Consider the following 18,226-nt stretch of genomic DNA (forward strand, 5'->3'; position numbering starts at 1 on the left):
CGCCTGTTCGCGCCGAGCGCGCGAACGCCTATATGTATACAGCAACACCGCCTGGGCGCATCGCCCCCGCGGTCCAAGCAAGTCTGAACGAGAGTGTTGAGTGAACGTCTTCTTTGAGGAATCGGGCAGTTTCAAGGCGGGCAGCGTGCTGTCGCGCCAGGGCGATGCGTTTCAGGTCGAGTTGCCGGGTGGGCGGCGCGCCAAGGTGCGCGCGAAAGACGTGCTGATCGAGTTCGAGAAGCCCGCCGCCGGCGATCTGCTGGAGCAGGCGGACGCCGCCGCACAGGAAATCGATCTCGATTTCCTGTGGGAATGCGCGCCCGCCGACGAATTCGCGTATACGGCGCTCGCGAGCGAGTACTTCGGCGAATCCTATGGCCCGGTCGAGCGCGCCGCGCTCGTGCTGCGTCTGCACGGCTCGCCCGTGTACTTCCGCCGCAAGGGCCGTGGCCAGTATCAACGCGCGCCCGAAGATCAACTGAAGATGGCGCTCGCGTCGCTCGAACGCAAGCGTCAGCAGGCGCTCGTGCAGGCGGGCTACGAAGAGGATCTCAAGGCGGGCAAGCTGCCCGAGGCACTCAAGGACAAGGCGCTGGGTCTCCTCACGAAGCCCGACAAGAACACCATCGAATACAAGGCGCTCGAGGCGGCCGCGGCTGCGCGCGGTATTTCGATGCCGCGCCTGATGCTCGAATGCGGCGGCATCGCCACGCCGCGTGCGCTGCATGAGGCGCGTTTCCTCGCCGAGTTCTTTCCGCACGGCACGGGCTTTCCGGGCGTGGAAGTGGGCGCGCTGCCCGACGATCTGCCCGACGCGGCGGACCATGTGCAGGCCTTTTCGATCGACGACGTCACCACGACCGAAATCGACGATGCCTTCTCGATCGAGCATCTCGCCGACGGCCGCGTGCGCGTTGGTATCCACATTGCGGCGCCGGCGCTGGGCATCAAGCGCGGCGACACGGCTGACACGGTCGCGCGCACGCGCCTGTCGACGGTGTACATGCCCGGCGACAAGATCACCATGCTGCCCGACGATTTCGTCGATGCCTTCACGCTGAAGGAAGGCGGCATGCGCCCGGCGCTCTCGCTCTACTCGATCGTGAACCGCGAGACGCAGGAGATCGTCGCCACGGAGACGCGCGCCGAGCGCGTGTTCGTGAAAAGCAACCTGCGCCACAACACGCTCGACGAAGTCGTCACCGAGGAAACGCTGGCTGCGGGCACGGGCGACTATCCGCACAAGGACGACATCGCCGTGCTGTGGCCGTTCGCGCAGGCGCTCTTCGAGAAGCGCCAGCAGGCGCGCGCGGGCTACGGCCTGCGCCGCGAAGTGCAGCGCAATACCGACTACAACTTCTACGTGGACGGCGAGCACGTCACCATCACGCCGCGCCGCCGCGGGTCGCCGCTCGACATGATCGTCGCCGAACTGGCGATTCTCGCGAACTCCACGTGGGGCGCGTTCCTCAACGATCACGGCGTGCCGGGCATCTATCGCTCGCAGCGTGCGTTCGGCGCGCCCACGGGCCCCAAGCGCACGCGCATGCAGACCAACGCCGCGCCGCACGAAGGCCTGGGCGTCGCGCAGTACGCGTGGAGCACCTCGCCGCTGCGCCGTTATGTCGACCTCGTGAACCAGTGGCAGTTGCTCGCGTGCGTCGAGCACGGCGTGGCCGCCAAGCTGGTCGCGCCGTTCAAACCGAAGGACGCCGATCTGTTCGCCGTCGTGCAGGGCTTCGACGAGACCTACACCGCCTACGCCGACCATCAGCGCCGCATGGAGTACTTCTGGTGCCTGCGCTGGCTCCAGCAGGAAATGCGCGGCGAAGGCAACGGTGAAGCCCGCCGCGAATTCCCGGCGACCGTCGTGAAGGACGATCTCGTGCGCTTCGAGGAAGTGCCGCTGCTCATGCACGTGCCCGCGCTCGGCGTCCACGCGCGCGGCACGCGCCTGATGATGGAGGTGATGTCGATCGACGAGCTGACGATCGAGGCGTCGGTGCGCATGCTGCGCGTGCTCGACGCGCCGGTCGTCACGAGCGGCGCCGAGGCCGAAGAGGATACGGGCGAGGACGAAGAGCTCATCGAAGCCGCTGACGAATCCGCGCAAAGCGAAGCCGAAGCGCTCGCCGAAGCCGATGCGCCTGCCGATGCAAGCGCATCAACCGACGCAGCCGAAGGCGAGGGCGGTGCGCAGGAGGGCGAGGAAGTGCAGCAATCCGCGCATTTGAACGAACATCACGCCACGGAGCCGCGCGCATGAGCGCCGAGCCGATTCAGCGCGATCGCTATGCGGTGGTCGGCAATCCGGTCGCCCATAGCAAGTCGCCGTATATCCACGCGCAATTCGCGGCCGAGACCGGCGAACCCGTCGACTATGAGCGCTTGCTCGCGCCGCTCGATGGCTTCGTCGAGCACGTGCAGACGTTTCGCGCAGCGGGCGGCCGCGGCCTGAACGTGACCGTGCCGTTCAAGCTGGAGGCGCATGCGCTGGCGAACAGGCTGTCGCCGCGGGCGGCGGCGGCGGGCGCCGTGAACACGCTGCGCTTCGACGAAGACGGCATTTTCGGCGACAACACCGATGGGTTCGGCCTCGTTCGCGACATCGAGGTGAATCTGGGTGTCTCGCTCAAGGGCGCGCGCGTGCTGTTGCTGGGCGCGGGTGGTGCGGCACGCGGCGTCGTGCTGCCGATGCTCGAGCGTCAGCCGCGCGAGATCACGATCGTGAACCGCACCGCGCAAAAGGCGCATGCGCTTGTCGAGCAGTTCGAAGGCGCCGCTCGCGAGTTCGGTTGCCTCATCAATGGCGGCGGTCCGGACGCGGTCGACGCCAAGCCCTACGACGTGATCGTCAACGCGACGGCCGGCAGTCTCGACGCGGCGCTGCCTGAGTGCGACGCCCGCGCGTTCGGCACGGGCACGCTCGCCTACGACATGATGTATGGCGCCGAACCCACGGTGTTCATGCGCCACGCCGAGTCGCTGGGTGCGCGCGCATCGGATGGGCTCGGGATGCTGGTGGAGCAGGCCGCCGAGTCGTTCTTCGTGTGGCGTGGCGTGCGCCCTGACGGCGCGCCCGTGCTTGCCGCGCTGCGCAAGCAGTTGGCAGCGCAAGCCTGATTCGCGCCTGCCGGTCCCAGAGCCGGCACAGAACCACACCAACAGGGGAGTCGCGACGCCATGCGTAGAGAAGCCTCGGGTCCGCGCGCAGCAGGACTCGGTGAAGGACGACACGACGCACAGCGCGAAGGGCATTTCGACCATGGCGTTGCCGCGCTGAGCGCCAAGCGCCCCGGCGCGTTGCGGTGGCTCGTCTACGCGGTGCTGGTGTTCGGCGTCGCGTGGCTCGCGACGCAGCTCTTCTACTTCGCGCAGATCGCAGTCTGGAATTTCTCCGATCCGCAGTCCACGGCCTTCATGCGCACCGACGAGGCGCGTCTTTCCGCCGATCGTCCCGACCTCGACATCCAGCACCAGTGGGTGCCGTACGACCAGATCTCGCGCAACCTGAAGCGCGCGATCATCGCGTCCGAGGACGCCAACTTCGTCAACAACAACGGCTACGAAACCGACGCCATCCTGCAGGCGTGGGAGAGAAACAAGAAGCGCGGCCACATCGTGCGCGGCGGATCGACGATCACGCAGCAACTCGCGCGCAATCTGTTTCTATCGCGCGAGAAAAGCTATATCCGCAAGGGCCAGGAGCTCATCATCACGTGGATGCTGGAGACGCTGCTCGACAAGGAGCGCATCTTCGAGATCTATCTGAATTCGGTGGAATGGGGCAACGGCGTCTATGGCGCGCAGGCTGCCGCGCGCTACTACTACCGCACAACGGCAGCGAAGCTCACGCCGTGGCAGTCGGCGCGGCTGGCGGTGATGCTGCCGCAGCCGAAGTATTTCGACGAGCATCGCAACTCGCCGTATCTCGCGCAGCGCTCCAGAGTAATCGCGCGCCGTATGGGCGCCGCGGAACTCCCGCCGTCGTCGCAATAGCCTCGGCGGCTTCGGTCGCGACTCACGCATAAAACGAAAAAGCGCCGGACGAACCGGCGCTTTTTTCGTCAACTTCCCGCTATAGCCCCTTACTGCCGTGCAAGCCGCGCGTTATCCGGCATCGGCATGTTGAAGTTGGTGCGGAACGGATTGATGTCGAGGCCGCCGCGCCGCGTGTAGCGCGCGTACACCGCGAGCCGGTCCGGTTTGCACTCGCGCAGGATGTCCATGAAGATGCGCTCGGCGCATTGCTCATGAAAGCCCGTGTGGTTGCGGTACGAAATGATGTAGCGCAGGAGGCCCGCCTGGTCGATCTGTGGCCCCACGTAGTGGATCTGCACACTGCCCCAGTCGGGCTGTCCCGTCACGGGGCAGTTCGACTTCAGCAGATTGGAGAACAGCGTCTCTTCCACCGGCGACTCGTCTAACGCGGCCTTGAGCAGCGTCGGGTCCGGGTGATAGACCTCGGTGTCCAGGTCGAGACGGTCGAGCGAGAGGCCGTCGAATTCCTCGAACGGAATCTTGCCGAACGCGCCCGGCTGATCGAGCCGCACAGAAACCGGCGCGCCACAGGCCGCCGACACGTCGCGCTTGATGGTATCGCGCACGACCTCGGCAGACTCGAACGGCGTTTGCGCGAACGAGCCCAGATAGAGCTTGAACGACTTCGATTCGACGATGTTGGGCGAATCGGCGGGAATGAAGAACGTGGCGATGGCAATCTGCGGCTTGCCGCGCGCGTTGAGCCAGGACAGCTCGTAGGCGTTCCAGATATCGGTGCCGAAGAAGGGCAGTTGCGCGCCAATGCCGATCGCCTCGCGCGCAGCCGCGCGCGGGATCGGAAACAGCAGCGAGGCGTCGTATTGTTCGGTGTACCTGGCGGCCTTGCCGAGCGGAGATTGTTCGGGAGTCATGATGCGCTGGTTTCAGTTGGTGCGTCTTTCGGTGCGTCGCTCGACGCTTCGTTCGTTGCGCCCGCGCGCGCCGTGCGGCTTGCGTCCACAGCACTGGCGGCGGGCGCGGGGTTCGCCACGCCGCTTGCCACGTGACCGGTCGCTGTGACTGAGCGGGCCGATTCGCAATGGCGGATCTGGTCGTCGAAGAAAAAGTCGGGTTCGAACTCGCGCAGGAACGGGCCTTTGTCGAGTCCGCCGAGGAACATCGCTTCGTCGATTTCGATGTTCCAGGCCATCAGCGTACGGATCGCACGCTCGTGGGCAGGCGCGGAGCGGGCGGTCACGAGCGCGGTGCGGATGCGCATGGTGGCGTTGGCATCCGCGAGCTTCTGCAGCCGGTTGAGCGCTTCGAGCAGCGGCTTGAGCGGCCCCTGCGCGAGCGGAAGCTCGCAGTTGTCGCGCTCGTGGCTCACGAAGGCGCTCAAGCCCTCGTGCTGGAAGATCTGCTCGGCTTCATCGGAAAACAGCACCGCATCGCCGTCGAACGCGATGCGAATCTCGCGCGCGTTGCGTTCCGACATTGTCGCCGATTCTGGAAAGACGCGTGCGGCAGGGAAGCCGGCGTCGAGCGCGCCGCGCACGTCCTCGGGATTCGCCGAAAGAAACAGCGAAGCGTTGAGCGGCTTGAGGTAGCGCCACGGCTCGCGTCCACGCGTGAACACGCCGCGCTGGATGTCGAGTTTGTGCTCGCGGCACGAGCTGAACGCGCGCAGCCCGCTGATGGGATCGCTGCGCGAGAGGATCACCACTTCCACATGATGGGCGCCGTTGTTCAGCGCGAGCAGCTTGCGGATCAACGCGAACGCGACGCCGGGCCGTGCGGGCACGTGCAGGCGTTCGCGCTGCAGCGCCTCGTAGTCGCGCAGATCGCCGGTCTCGTAGACGCGGTTCTCCTCCTCGAAGTCGAAGAGCGCGCGCGACGAGATGGCGACGACGAGCTTGTCGGAGAGCGAAACGGCCATGATCGTCGTGCTTTAGGCGAGGAACAGACGATAAGCCGGGTTCTGCGTCTCTTCCCAATGCGGATAGCCGAGTGTGGCCAGGAAGCGGCGGAACTCCGCGTCCTCGGCCGATGGCACCTGAATGCCCACGAGGATCGAGCTGTAGTCCGCGCCCTGGTTGCGGTAGTGGAACAGGCTGATGTTCCAGTTCGGCGCCATCGACGAGAGGAAGCGCATCAGCGCGCCCGGGCGCTCCGGGAACTCGAAGCGGAACAGCCGCTCGTCGTGCGCGAGCGGCGAGCGTCCGCCCACCATGTAGCGGATGTGCTGCTTGGAGAGTTCATCGCCAGTGAGATCGACGCACGGGAAACCGTGATCGACGAAGGCCTGTGCGATGGTCTGCGACTCGCCGCGGTTGCGGATCTGCACGCCCACGAAGATGTGCGCGCGCTCGGCGTCGTCGATGCGGTAGTTGAACTCGGTCACGCTGCGCGTGCCCACCAGCTCGCAAAAACGCTTGAAGCTGCCGCGTTCCTCGGGGATCGTCACCGCGAACACCGCCTCGCGCGCCTCGCCCACCTCCGCGCGCTCGGCCACGAAGCGCATGCGGTCGAAGTTCATGTTCGCGCCCGAGGTGATGGCCACCAGCGTTTTGCCCGCGACGCCCTCGCGCTCCGCGTACTGCTTCGCGCCCGCCACGGCCAGCGCACCCGCCGGCTCCAGCACGCTGCGCGTGTCCTGGAAGACGTCCTTGATCGCGGCGCACAGCGCGTCGGTGTCGACGGTGAGCACGTCGTCCAGATATTGCTGGCACAGGCGGAAGGTTTCCTCGCCCACGAGCTTGACCGCCGTGCCGTCCGAGAACAGGCCGACTTCGCTCAACTCGACACGCTGACCCGCCTTCATCGACTGCGCCATCGCGCACGAGTCGTCGGTCTGCACGCCGATCACGCGGATCTCGGGGCGCACCGCCTTCACGTAGGCGGCCACGCCGGCCGCTAGGCCACCACCGCCGATCGGCACGAAGATCGCATGAATCGGGGCCTGATGCTTGCTGAGCACTTCCATCGCCACCGTGCCCTGGCCGGCGATCACATGCGGATCGTCGAACGGATGCACGAAGGTCAGGCCGCGTTCCTCCTGCAGGCGCACGGCGTGCGTGTAGGCGTCGCTATAGGATTCGCCGGCCTGCACGACCTCGACGGTGGGGCCGCCATGGGCGCGGACGGCATCGACCTTGACCTGGGGCGTGGTGATGGGCACGCAGATCACGGCCTTCACGCCGAGCTTCGCGGCCGAAAGCGCCACGCCCTGGGCGTGATTGCCGGCCGAAGCGGTGATCACGCCACGCTCGAGCTGCTCGGGCGTCAGGTGCGCCATCTTGTTGTAGGCACCGCGCAGCTTGAAGGAGAACACCGGCTGGTTGTCCTCGCGCTTGAGCAGGACGGTGTTGCGCAGGCGTGCCGAGAGGTTCGGCGCGCGCTCCAGCTCGGTCTCGCGGGCCACGTCATAGACGCGGGCGGTGAGGACTTTCTTCAGGTAATCGTCGTGGGAGGCCATGCTGGGGGCGCGCCAGGCGCGAGATTTGACGGGAAAACGTAAATGATAGCGCCAATGATCATGCCAACAGCAGGCTAACAGCGGACCAATCCCCGACCCTTCGGACGGCGAATTCATTGGCGCACGCCTGTGTCGTGCCCGCATCACGGGCTTGTCGCGTTGATGACCGACACTCGTGTCGCGCGTCTGCGAAGTTCCCGACCGCCGTCAGCGCAGGCGCGGATCATGCGTTAAAATCGCTTTTTGAAACAAGGATCGGAAGATGCACAGGCAGATTCGGACAGCCCATTTGATGCCCGCGCGGCGCGAGACCCGCCCCGCGGCGCAGCGGCACGTCCGGCACGCACGATCGTGCCGCTAAGTCCGAACGTCGGGGAACCCATCGGCGTGAGTGCAGCCGCCATGCTTCCCCACCCCTAAAGTCCGCTATCAGCCAACAGCGCGCCAGCCGCGAGCCACCGGCGGACACGATTTCAGAATAGCGCCCCACGCGCCCCGTCAGCGTCCGCCATGCAAGGCATCGAGCCACATGCGCGGGGCTGGCACAAAGAGTCGTCCAACCATGAACGCACCTCAAGTTTTCGATCCTCACGGCGCCGCCGCCGCCGTGGCAACCGACATCGAACCGCGCTTGCGCGAGATTCCGTATAACTACACGTCCTTTTCGGATCGCGAAATTGTCATCCGCCTGCTAGGCGAGGAAGCATGGAACGCGCTTGCCGAGCTGCGTGCCGAACGCCGCACCGGCCGCTCGGCGCGCATGCTCTACGAGGTGCTCGGCGACATCTGGGTCGTGCGGCGCAACCCGTATCTGCAAGACGACCTGCTCGACAATCCGAAGCGCCGTGGGCTCCTGATCGAGGCGCTGAACCACCGCCTCGCCGAAATCGAGAAGCGCCGCCGCGCCGACCTCCAGGAGCACGCCGACCAGGAAGGCGTGGACCGCGCCGCGCGCGTGGAAAAGCTCGTGAACGCCACGCGCCGCGCCATCGACGACTTCGCCGCCGAATTCGAAAAGATGGCCGACCTGCGCCGCCGCGCCACCAAGGTGCTCGGCCGCCGCACGCAGAAGGACAACATCCGTTTCGACGGCCTCTCGCGCGTCTCGCACGTGACCGACGCGACCGACTGGCGCGTGGAATATCCGTTCGTCGTCTTGACGCCCGACACCGAAGTCGAGATCGCCGGCCTCATCAAGGCCTGCTTCGAGCTCGGCCTCACGGTGATCCCGCGCGGCGGCGGCACGGGCTACACGGGCGGCGCGGTGCCGCTCACGCCGTTCTCGGCCGTCATCAACACCGAAAAGCTCGAGCAGCTCGGCCCCGTCGAGATGACCGACCTGCCCGGCGTGGACCGCAAGGTCGCGACGATTTTCTCGGGCGCGGGCGTCGTCACGCGCCGCGTGACCGAGGCCGCCGATGCCGCGGGCTTCGTGTTCGCCGTCGACCCGACTTCGCTCGACGCCTCGTGCATCGGCGGCAACGTCGCGATGAACGCGGGCGGCAAGAAGGCCGTGCTCTGGGGCACGGCGCTCGACAACCTCGCCTGGTGGCGCATGGTCGACCCGCAGGGCAACTGGCTCGAAGTCACGCGCCTCGACCACAACATGGGCAAGATCCACGACATTCCCGTCGCGCGCTTCGAGCTGAAGTGGTTCGACGGCGAGCATGCGCCGGGCGAAAAGCTGCTGCGCACCGAATGGCTCGACATCGAGGGCAAGCGTTTCCGCAAGGAAGGCCTCGGCAAGGACGTCACCGATAAATTCCTGGCTGGCCTGCCGGGCGTGCAGAAGGAAGGCTGCGACGGTCTCATCACGTCCGCGCGCTGGGTGCTGCACAAGATGCCGGCGCACACGCGCACGGTGTGCCTCGAGTTCTTCGGCCAGGCGCGCGAGGCGATTCCGAGCATCGTCGAGATCAAGGACTATCTGTTCGAGACCTCGAAGCAGGGCGGCGCGATTCTCGCCGGCCTCGAGCATCTGGACGAGCGCTATCTGCGCGCCGTGGGCTACGCGACCAAGAGCAAGCGCAACGCGTTCCCGAAGATGGTGCTGATCGGCGATATCGTCGGCGACGACGCCGATGCCGTGGCCACCGCCACCTCGGAAGTCATCCGCATGGCCAACGGCAAGAGCGGCGAGGGCTTCGTGGCGGTTTCCGCCGAGGCGCGCAAGCGCTTCTGGCTCGACCGCAGCCGCACGGCCGCGATCGCGAAGCACACCAATGCGTTCAAGATCAACGAAGACGTCGTGATCCCGCTGAACCGCATGGGCGAGTACACGGACGGCATCGAGCGCATCAACATCGAGCTCTCGATCAAGAACAAGCTGCAACTCGTCGATGCGCTCGAAGCGTTCTTCAAGGCCGGCAACCTGCCGCTCGGCCGCAGCGACGACGCCAGCGAGATTCCTTCGGCGGAGTTGCTCGAAGACCGCGTGCAGCAGGCGCTCGACCTGTTCAAGCGCGTGCGCGAGCGCTGGACCTTCGTGGGCGAGAAGCTCGACATGTCGCTGCGCGAGGCCCAGCACTATCTCGTGCAACTGGGCTACGAGGCGCTGGCGGAGAAGTTCGCCGACCGTGTCGACGTTCAGCCGGACGCCACCGTCTTTCACATCACCCAGGACCGCACGGTGCGCGTCTCGTGGAAGCAGGAAATCCGCGCGGAACTACGCCAGATCTTCAACGGCGGCGAATTCAAGCCGATCCTCGACGAAGCCCAGGCGATCCACAAGAAGGTGCTGCGCGGCCGCGTGTTCGTGGCGCTGCACATGCATGCCGGCGACGGCAACGTGCACACCAACCTTCCGGTCAACTCGGACAACTACGAGATGCTGCAGGACGCGCACCACGCGGTCGCGCGCATCATGAAGCTCGCACGCTCGCTCGACGGCGTGATCTCGGGCGAGCACGGCATCGGCATCACGAAGCTCGAGTTCCTCACCGAAGAGGAGATCGCCGAGTTCCGCGCCTACAAGCAGCGCGTGGACCCGGAAGGGCGCTTCAACAAGGGCAAGCTGCTCGACGGCGCCGACCTGCGCAACGCCTACACGCCGTCGTTCGGCCTGATGGGCTACGAGTCGCTGATCATGAAGCAGTCCGACATTGGCGCGATTGCCGAGTCGGTGAAGGACTGCCTGCGCTGCGGCAAGTGCAAGCCCGTGTGCGCGACGCACGTGCCGCGCGCGAACCTGCTCTACAGCCCGCGCAACAAGATTCTCGCGACTTCGCTGCTGGTCGAGGCGTTTCTGTATGAAGAGCAGACGCGCCGTGGCGTGTCGATCAAGCACTGGGACGAGTTCAACGACGTGGCCGACCACTGCACGGTTTGCCACAAGTGCGTGACGCCGTGCCCGGTCAAGATCGACTTCGGTGACGTCACGATGAACATGCGCAATCTGCTGCGCAAGATGGGCAAGAAGAAGTTCAACGCGGGCAACGCGGCGGGCATGTTCTTCCTGAACGCCACCAACCCGCAGACCATCAACCTCGCGCGCGAGGTGATGATGGGCGTGGGCTACAAGGCGCAGCGCCTCGGCAACGACATTCTCAAGAAGGTCGTGAAGAAGCAGACCGCGCATCCGCCCGCGTCCACGGGCAAGCCGGCCGTGGTCGAGCAGGTGATCCACTTCGTCAACAAGAAGATGCCGGGCAACCTGCCGAAGAAGACGGCGCGCGCGCTGCTCGACATCGAGGACAACAAGATCGTGCCGATCATCCGCAATCCGAAGACGACAAACGTCGATTCGGAAGCGGTGTTCTACTTCCCGGGCTGCGGTTCGGAGCGGCTGTTCTCGCAGGTCGGTCTTGCCACCCAGGCGATGCTCTGGGAAGCGGGCGTGCAGACCGTGCTGCCGCCGGGCTATCTGTGCTGCGGCTATCCGCAGCGCGGCTCGGGCCAGTACGACAAGGCCGAGAAGATCGTCACGGACAACCGCGTGCTGTTCCACCGCGTCGCGAACACGCTCAACTACCTTGATATCAAGACGGTGGTGGTGTCGTGCGGGACCTGCTACGACCAGCTCGCCGGTTATGAATTCGACAAGATCTTCCCGGGCTGCCGCATCATCGACATTCACGAGTTCCTGCTCGAGAAGGGCATCAAGCTCGATGGCGTGTCGGGCACGCGCTACATGTACCACGACCCGTGCCACACGCCGATCAAGACGATGGACCCGGTCAAGCTCGTCAATGAGTTGATGGGCGCCGAGAAGGACGGCTACAAGATCGAGAAGAACGAGCGCTGCTGCGGCGAATCGGGCACGCTCGCGGTCACGCGCCCAGACATTTCGACGCAGGTGCGTTTCCGCAAGGAAGAGGAAATCCGCAAGGGCGCGGCGAAGCTGCGCGGCATTCCGATCGTTGGCAACGGCGCGAACGGGGTGCAGCCGGCCACGCCGCAGGAAGCGGGCGGGCAGGGCAGCACGCAGGATGTGAAGATTCTGACGAGCTGCCCGTCGTGTCTCCAGGGCCTGTCGCGGTACAACGAGGACGCCAACATCGAAGCCGACTACATCGTGGTGGAAATCGCCCGACATGTGCTTGGCGAAAACTGGATGGCGGACTACGTTCAGAAGGCGAACAATGGCGGAATCGAGCGCGTGCTGGTTTAATGGCAGCGCAAAATTTTCCGTAACACGGGTTCGAGGACGACGATGGGATGCGTATTCTGCAGTGAAGAAGGCGGCGATGTGCTGTGGGAAGACGAGCGTATGCGCGTCGTGCTCGCGACCGCCGAAGCCGACTATCCCGGCTTTTGCCGGGTCATCTGGAATACGCATGTCGGCGAGTTCTCGGATCTGGGGCTGGATGACCGGGAACATCTGATGCGGGCGGTCTACGCGGTCGAGCGCGCGCTGCGCCGCGTGATGCACCCATCGAAGGTGAACCTCGCGAGCCTTGGCAACCAGGTGCCGCACGTGCACTGGCATGTGATTCCGCGCTTCACGAACGACGCGCATTTTCCGATGTCGGTGTGGTCGCCGCGCCAGCGCACCGTCTCGGAGGCGATGCTCGGGCAGCGCCGCGCGCAGGCGACGCTGCTGCGCGACGCGGTCCGTCAGGAAATCGAGCAGGCGCTCGCCTGAGCGTGCTGCGCTGCGCGGGCACGACTGCGTGCTCGTGGCAGCGCGCGCAGGCGCGTGCCGGCGACGCTGAAGGAGAGACATAAACAATCATGAGTGGACTGAAATCCGATACGCCGGTGCCGACCGGCGTCGTGGTGCACGCGCTGTCGCGCGTACTCGAACTGCAATACGGCAATGGCGAGAGCTACCGCATTCCATTCGAGCTGATGCGTGTCTATACGCCCTCGGCGGAAGCGCGCGGCCACGGACCCGGCCAGGAGACGCTGCAAACGGGCAAGCGCGAGGTCACGATCACGGCGCTCGAAGGCGTGGGCAACTACGCGCTGCAGCCCACCTTCTCCGACGGCCACAGCAGCGGCATCTACTCCTGGGATCAGCTCTATGAGCTGGCGACGCGCCAGGACGCGCTCTGGGCCGAGTATTTCGCCAAACTGAAGGCCGCGGGCGTCGAGCGCGACGCCCCCATGGCGGCCCAACCCCATGGCGGTGCAGCACACGGCCACTGCCACTGACGCTTCCTGTTACGATCCTGCCCGCCGCGGCGCCCACGCGCCGCACTTCATCACATAAGACCGGACACGATCCGGTCAGACCCGCGAAAGGACGAGCGCGATGAGCAAAACCCACTTCGGCTACGAAACAGTCGACGAACAGGACAAGGCGAAGAAGGTGGCCGGCGTGTTCCATTCGGTCGCCTCGAACTACGACCTGATGAACGACTTGATGTCGGGCGGGCTGCATCGCGCCTGGAAGGCGTTCACGATCGCCCAGGCGAACGTGCGGCCGGGCGCGCGGGTGCTCGACATCGCGGGCGGCACGGGCGACCTTTCGATGGCGTTCGCGAAGAAAGCGGGCCCGACCGGCCAGGTCTGGCATACCGACATCAACGAGTCGATGCTGCGCGTGGGCCGCGACCGCCTGATCGACAAGGGCGTGATCACGCCCGCGCTGCTCTGCGACGCCGAGAAAATTCCCTTTCCGGACAACTATTTCGACGTGGTGACGGTGGCCTTCGGTCTGCGCAACATGACCCACAAGGATGGCGCGCTCGCCGAGATGCGCCGCGTGCTCAAGCCGGGCGGGCGCTTGCTCGTGCTCGAATTCTCAAAGGTCTGGGAGCCGCTCAAGAAGGCCTACGACGTCTATTCGTTCAAGGTGCTGCCGTGGCTGGGCTCGCGCTTCGCACAGGACGCCGATAGCTACCGCTATCTCGCGGAATCGATCCGCATGCATCCCGACCAGGAAACATTGAAGACGATGATGGAACAAGTCGGCCTCGATGCCGTCAAATATTACAATTTGTCAGCTGGCGTGGTAGCCTTACACGTCGGCACAAAGTATTAGTGTTCCCAACTCTCTGTCTTTAAAGGAAATTCCGCCATGTCTGAGCCCCGTAGTATTGCTTCCAAAAAGCTTTCAGTGTCGTGGGCCAGGCGGATCGGAATCCTGGCCGTGATCGGCGCGATCGTGGCGGGCAGCTTCGCCTCGCTCGACGCCGAGGCCCGCCGCATGGGTGGCGGCCGCAGCATCGGCAAGCAGTCGTCGGTGGCCTCTCAGCGCAGCACCACGCCGCCGCCCGCGCAGCCGAGCCCGACCAATCCCGCACAGCAGGCCGCGAGGCCCGCTACGCCGGCGCCCACGCCCACGCCCGCTCCGGCGCGCAACCGCTGGCTCGGACCGATCGCGGGTCTCGCGGCCGGCCTCGGCATCGCGGCGCTGCTCTCGCACTTCGGCCTTGGCGAGGCGTTCGCCGGCATGATGGCGAACATGATCGTGATCGCGCTGATCGCGTTCGTCGCCATCTGGCTGATCCGCAAGTTCATGAGCCGCCGCCGTGGGCCGCAGCCCGCGTTTCAGACGGGCAGCGCAGGCCTGCCGCCTTCCGGCGGATTGAGCCAGATGGGTGGCTACCAGCCGCAGGAGCCGCGTTACACGGCGCCGCCTACGGGCCAGTACCTCGCGCCGGAAGCCAATCCGCTCACCACGCCGCAGATCGAAACGGCGCCGGCCGTGCCGGCGGGCTTCGACACCGAAGCGTTCCTGCGTAACGCCAAGGTCTACTTCGTGCGCCTGCAGGCCGCGTGGGACGTGGGCAACGTCGAGGACATCCGCGAATTCACGACGCCCGAGATGTTCGCCGAGATCCGCGTGGACCTCGCGGGTCGCGGCACGCAGCCCAATCAGACCGACGTCGTTCAGCTCAACGCCGACCTGCTCGCGGTGGAAGAGCGCGGCAACGAATATCTCGCGAGCGTGCGCTTCTCCGGCCTGATCCGCGAAGAGGCGGGCGCGGCTGCCGCGCCGTTCATCGAGATCTGGAATCTCTCGAAGTCGCGCAGCTCGGGCGAGGGCTGGCTGCTGGCCGGCATCCAGCAGGTCGAAACGCATTGATCCCGCGCTGATGCGGCGTTGATTGCGCGCCGCCGGATCGCGGCGCGATCGGACGGCGCGAACGCTACAATAGGAACCCGCGCGAGCTTGAAGCCCGCGCGGGTTTCTTTATTCCACGCCGATGACTCTCGCCGCCAAGCCCTTCGCCGCCGCCGTCAATCACCTGCTCGCCCGCGAATCGTGGGCCCGTGACCGCCTCGCTCCCTATGCCGGCAAGACCGCGCGTCTGTCGTGTCCGCCCGTCGTGCTCACGCTGCTCGTGCAGCCCGACGGCTACCTTGCGGCAGTCGACGAGCACGACGCGCAGCGCGCCGATGTCGAGCTCTCGCTGCCGGCCGGCGCGCTCTCTTCGTATGTGCAGGGCGGCCAGTCCGCCGTCATGAAGCACGTGAAAATCGAGGGCGACGCGGAATTCGCGCAAATCATCGGCAAGCTGGCGGAGCACTTGCGCTGGGAGCCGGAAGAGGACCTCGCGAAGCTGATCGGCGACGCGCCGGCTTCGCGCGTCGCGACGCTTGCGCGCGCCGTGCATGAGCAGGCGTTGCGCACGGGGCGCAACGTGCTCGGCTCCGTCACCGAATATCTGCTCGACGAGAATCCGCAGCTCGTGCGGCACGCCGAGCTCGACGGCTTCAATGCGGAGCTGTCACGCGCGCGTGATGCACTGGCGCGCGTGGAGAAGCGCATCGAGCGCCTTGAACAAAAATCACAAGCGCGGGGCGCCCCGAATGGCGCCCAAGCGGCGCCGTCGGGCGCCGCGCCGCGCGGCCCGAGCCAGACAACAGGCCTCTAAGACATGCGTTTTCTGCGTTTCCTGAAGATCTTTTTTACGGTCATCCGCTTCGGTCTCGACGAAATGATGCTGAGCCGGATCAATGACCGGCGCGTCAGGCTGCTGCTCCGCATCACCACCATCGGCCGCAAGTTTGATCAACCGCCCGGCGTGCGTCTGCGCCTCGCCCTCGAAAGCCTCGGGCCCATCTTCGTGAAGTTCGGCCAGGTGCTCTCCACGCGCCGCGACCTGTTGCCGCTCGATATCGCCAACGAGCTTGCGAAGCTGCAGGATCAGGTCCCGCCGTTCGAATCGCAGGTGGCGATCGACATCATCGAAAAATCGCTGGGTGCGCCTGTTGACACGCTGTTCGACGAGTTCGAGCGGGTGCCCGTGGCGAGCGCCTCGATTGCGCAGGTGCACTTCGCGAAGGTGAAGTCGGGCCAGCATGCGGGCAAGGCCGTGGCGGTGAAGGTGCTGCGCCCCAACATGCGGCCCGTGATCGATTCGGACCTGCTGCTGCTGCGTGATCTCGCCGTCTGGGCCGAGCGGCTGTGGGCCGACGGCAAGCGCCTCAAGCCGCGCGAGGTGGTGGCCGAATTCGACAAATACCTGCACGACGAGCTCGACCTCATGCGCGAGGCCGCCAACGGCAGCCAGCTGCGCCGCAACTTCGTGGGCCTCGACCTGCTGCTCGTGCCGGAGATGTACTGGGAGTTCAGCACGCCCAATGTGCTCGTGATGGAGCGCATGGTGGGCGTGCCGATCAGCCAGGTGGACAAGCTGCGCGCGGCGGGCGTCGATATTCCGAAGCTCGCGCGCGAGGGCGTGGAGATCTTCTTCACCCAGGTCTTTCGCGACGGCTTCTTTCACGCCGACATGCACCCCGGCAACATCCAGGTGAGTCTCGACCCGGCGCATTTCGGGCGCTATATCGCGCTCGACTTCGGTATCGTCGGGGCGCTCTCGGACTTCGACAAGAACTACCTCGCGCAGAACTTTCTCGCGTTCTTCAAGCGCGACTATCACCGCGTCGCGACACTGCATATCGAATCGGGGTGGGTGCCGCCCACGACGCGCGTCGAGGAGCTCGAGAGCGCCATTCGCGCCGTGTGCGAGCCGTACTTCGACCGCGCGCTCAAGGACATTTCGCTGGGCCAGGTGCTGCTGCGCCTGTTCCAGACCTCGCGCCGCTTCAACGTGGAAATCCAGCCACAGCTCGTGCTGCTGCAAAAGACCATGCTCAACGTCGAGGGCCTCGGGCGCTCGCTCGATCCGGAGCTGGATCTCTGGAAGACCGCCAAGCCCTATCTGGAGCGCTGGATGACCGAGCAGATCGGCTTGCGCGGCTGGTATGAGCGCTTCAAGATCGAGGTGCCGCAGTGGAGCAAGACGCTGCCGCAGTTGCCGCGCCTCGTGCATCAGGCGCTGCTGCATCGTCAGGACCCGGCGCATCTCGCCAATGACGACACCATTCGCCAGATTCTGGCCGAGCAGCGCCGCACCAACCGCATGTTGCAGGGCCTCGTGGTGTTCGGCGTGGCGGTGGGGGTGGGCATGGTCGCGGCGCACGTGTGGCTGGCTTGGGCCTATGGCGGCTGAGGCTGACCAGCAGGCCCAAAGCAGGCATATAGCAGGCATATAGCAGGCGTATAGCAGGCGTATAGCAGGCGTATAGCAGTAGCAGGCGCATCAGCCCCGCAGACAAGGAGTGAGACGATGAGCGAACCGACCCTTCCCCAGCAGCCGGGCGAGGTGCCCGAGTTCGAAACGCGCGACCCCGGCGAGCGCGAGTTCTGGAACGAACGCTTCGAGCGCGGCTTCACGCCGTGGGATCAGGCGGGTGTGCAGCCGGCCTTCGAGGCCTTCGCAGCCGCGCATCCGGCCGCCGCCGTGCTGATTCCCGGCTGTGGCAACGCCTGGGAGGCGCGCTGGCTGGCCGAGCGCGGCCGCAAGGTGCGCGCGATCGACTTCGCGCCGTCGGCGGTGGCGAACGCGCGCGCCGCGCTCGGCGATTTTGCGGATGTCGTCGAGGAAGCGGACTTTTACGCCTACGAGCCGCCTTTCGCGACGGATTGGGTCTTCGAGCGCGCGTTCCTGTGCGCGCTGCCCAAGGCGCACCGGCCGCTCTATGCGCAGCGCATGGCCGCGCTGCTTGAGCCCGGGGCGCTGCTGGCGGGTTTCTTCTTCCTCGGCGACACGCCCAAGGGGCCGCCCTTCGGCATTGATCGCGCCGAGCTGGACGCGCTCCTCGCGCCGTATTTCACGCTGCTCGAGGATCAACCCGTGGAAGGTTCGCTGCCCGTATTCGTCGGCCGCGAGCGCTGGCTCACGTGGCAGCGCAACGACGCTCCGGCCACGGCGCAGCACGCTGGATAGCGCCGCCCAGCCCGACCGCAGGTGAAAACGCAGGCCCGCACTTGATCGGGCGCAAGCCGCCCCCAACTGCAGCGAAGCCGCTTTGCGCCAGGCTGGCCCGGCAAATGCCGGGCCAGGGGCGCGTTTCCGGCTATAATTCAAGGCT

General features: G+C 65.9%; 13 protein-coding genes and 1 pseudogene. 11 read left to right on the forward strand and 3 right to left on the reverse strand.

Features of this window, described 5'->3' with window-relative positions:
• The first annotated feature begins 100 nt into the window (after positions 1–100).
• The 3 genes from E1956_RS05375 to mtgA are packed head-to-tail and all read left to right on the forward strand — an operon-like array spanning position 101 to position 3,999.
• On the forward strand, positions 101–2,266 hold the full coding sequence (locus E1956_RS05375) for a ribonuclease catalytic domain-containing protein (RefSeq protein ID WP_134747709.1): 2,166 nt from the start codon (positions 101–103) through the stop codon (positions 2,264–2,266).
• Positions 2,263–3,123 (forward strand): shikimate dehydrogenase, encoded by an 861-nt coding sequence (gene aroE, locus E1956_RS05380; RefSeq protein ID WP_134747710.1) that lies wholly within the window; start codon positions 2,263–2,265, stop codon positions 3,121–3,123. The genes E1956_RS05375 and aroE overlap by 4 nt, the downstream gene beginning before the upstream one ends.
• 60 nt (positions 3,124–3,183) lie before the next feature.
• On the forward strand, positions 3,184–3,999 hold the full coding sequence (gene mtgA / locus E1956_RS05385) for a monofunctional biosynthetic peptidoglycan transglycosylase (RefSeq protein WP_134747711.1): 816 nt from the start codon (positions 3,184–3,186) through the stop codon (positions 3,997–3,999).
• A gap of 89 nt (positions 4,000–4,088) precedes the next feature.
• Here mtgA and queF read toward each other — a convergent pair whose 3' ends face one another.
• From queF to ilvA, 3 genes and pseudogenes are all read right to left on the reverse strand, one after another.
• Positions 4,089–4,913, reverse strand: a complete 825-nt coding sequence (gene queF / locus E1956_RS05390; protein WP_134747712.1) for an NADPH-dependent 7-cyano-7-deazaguanine reductase QueF — start codon at positions 4,911–4,913, stop codon at positions 4,089–4,091.
• A 110-nt stretch (positions 4,914–5,023) separates the two neighbouring features.
• Positions 5,024–5,917 (reverse strand): annotated as a pseudogene (locus E1956_RS05395) (5'-nucleotidase); the annotation flags it as partial.
• A gap of 12 nt (positions 5,918–5,929) precedes the next feature.
• Complete coding sequence (gene ilvA, locus E1956_RS05400; protein ID WP_232071278.1) at positions 5,930–7,456, reverse strand: threonine ammonia-lyase, biosynthetic; 1,527 nt, start codon at positions 7,454–7,456, stop codon at positions 5,930–5,932.
• Between the two features lie 562 nt (positions 7,457–8,018).
• On the opposite strand from ilvA, the gene E1956_RS05405 reads away from it, so the two are divergent.
• The 8 genes from E1956_RS05405 to E1956_RS05440 all read left to right on the forward strand — a co-directional run bounded on the left by E1956_RS05405 (position 8,019) and on the right by E1956_RS05440 (position 18,081).
• Entirely contained in the window at positions 8,019–12,065 is a 4,047-nt protein-coding gene (locus tag E1956_RS05405) for a DUF3683 domain-containing protein (RefSeq protein WP_134747715.1), read from the forward strand.
• A 42-nt stretch (positions 12,066–12,107) separates the two neighbouring features.
• Positions 12,108–12,539, forward strand: coding sequence for an HIT family protein (locus tag E1956_RS05410; protein WP_134747716.1), 432 nt, complete (start codon positions 12,108–12,110; stop codon positions 12,537–12,539).
• Between the two features lie 89 nt (positions 12,540–12,628).
• Positions 12,629–13,051 (forward strand): gamma-butyrobetaine hydroxylase family protein, encoded by a 423-nt coding sequence (locus tag E1956_RS05415; RefSeq protein ID WP_134747717.1) that lies wholly within the window; start codon positions 12,629–12,631, stop codon positions 13,049–13,051.
• A gap of 100 nt (positions 13,052–13,151) precedes the next feature.
• Positions 13,152–13,883: a bifunctional demethylmenaquinone methyltransferase/2-methoxy-6-polyprenyl-1,4-benzoquinol methylase UbiE gene (gene ubiE / locus E1956_RS05420; protein ID WP_134747718.1), complete on the forward strand. Its 732-nt coding sequence runs from the start codon at positions 13,152–13,154 to the stop codon at positions 13,881–13,883.
• Positions 13,884–13,919: 36 nt separating this feature from the next.
• The gene (locus E1956_RS05425) at positions 13,920–14,930 is read left to right on the forward strand and encodes a Tim44 domain-containing protein (protein ID WP_134747719.1); all 1,011 of its coding nucleotides are present in this window, start codon (positions 13,920–13,922) and stop codon (positions 14,928–14,930) included.
• Positions 14,931–15,051: 121 nt separating this feature from the next.
• On the forward strand, positions 15,052–15,723 hold the full coding sequence (locus E1956_RS05430) for a ubiquinone biosynthesis accessory factor UbiJ (RefSeq protein ID WP_134747720.1): 672 nt from the start codon (positions 15,052–15,054) through the stop codon (positions 15,721–15,723).
• Positions 15,724–15,726: 3 nt separating this feature from the next.
• Entirely contained in the window at positions 15,727–17,304 is a 1,578-nt protein-coding gene (gene ubiB / locus E1956_RS05435; RefSeq protein ID WP_134747721.1) for a ubiquinone biosynthesis regulatory protein kinase UbiB, read from the forward strand.
• A 117-nt stretch (positions 17,305–17,421) separates the two neighbouring features.
• On the forward strand, positions 17,422–18,081 hold the full coding sequence (locus E1956_RS05440; RefSeq protein ID WP_134747722.1) for a methyltransferase domain-containing protein: 660 nt from the start codon (positions 17,422–17,424) through the stop codon (positions 18,079–18,081).
• Positions 18,082–18,226: the final 145 nt, after the last annotated feature.

This window comes from Paraburkholderia pallida (assembly GCF_004524855.1).
In the GTDB taxonomy this organism is placed as follows: Bacteria; Pseudomonadota; Gammaproteobacteria; order Burkholderiales; family Burkholderiaceae; genus Paraburkholderia; species Paraburkholderia oxyphila.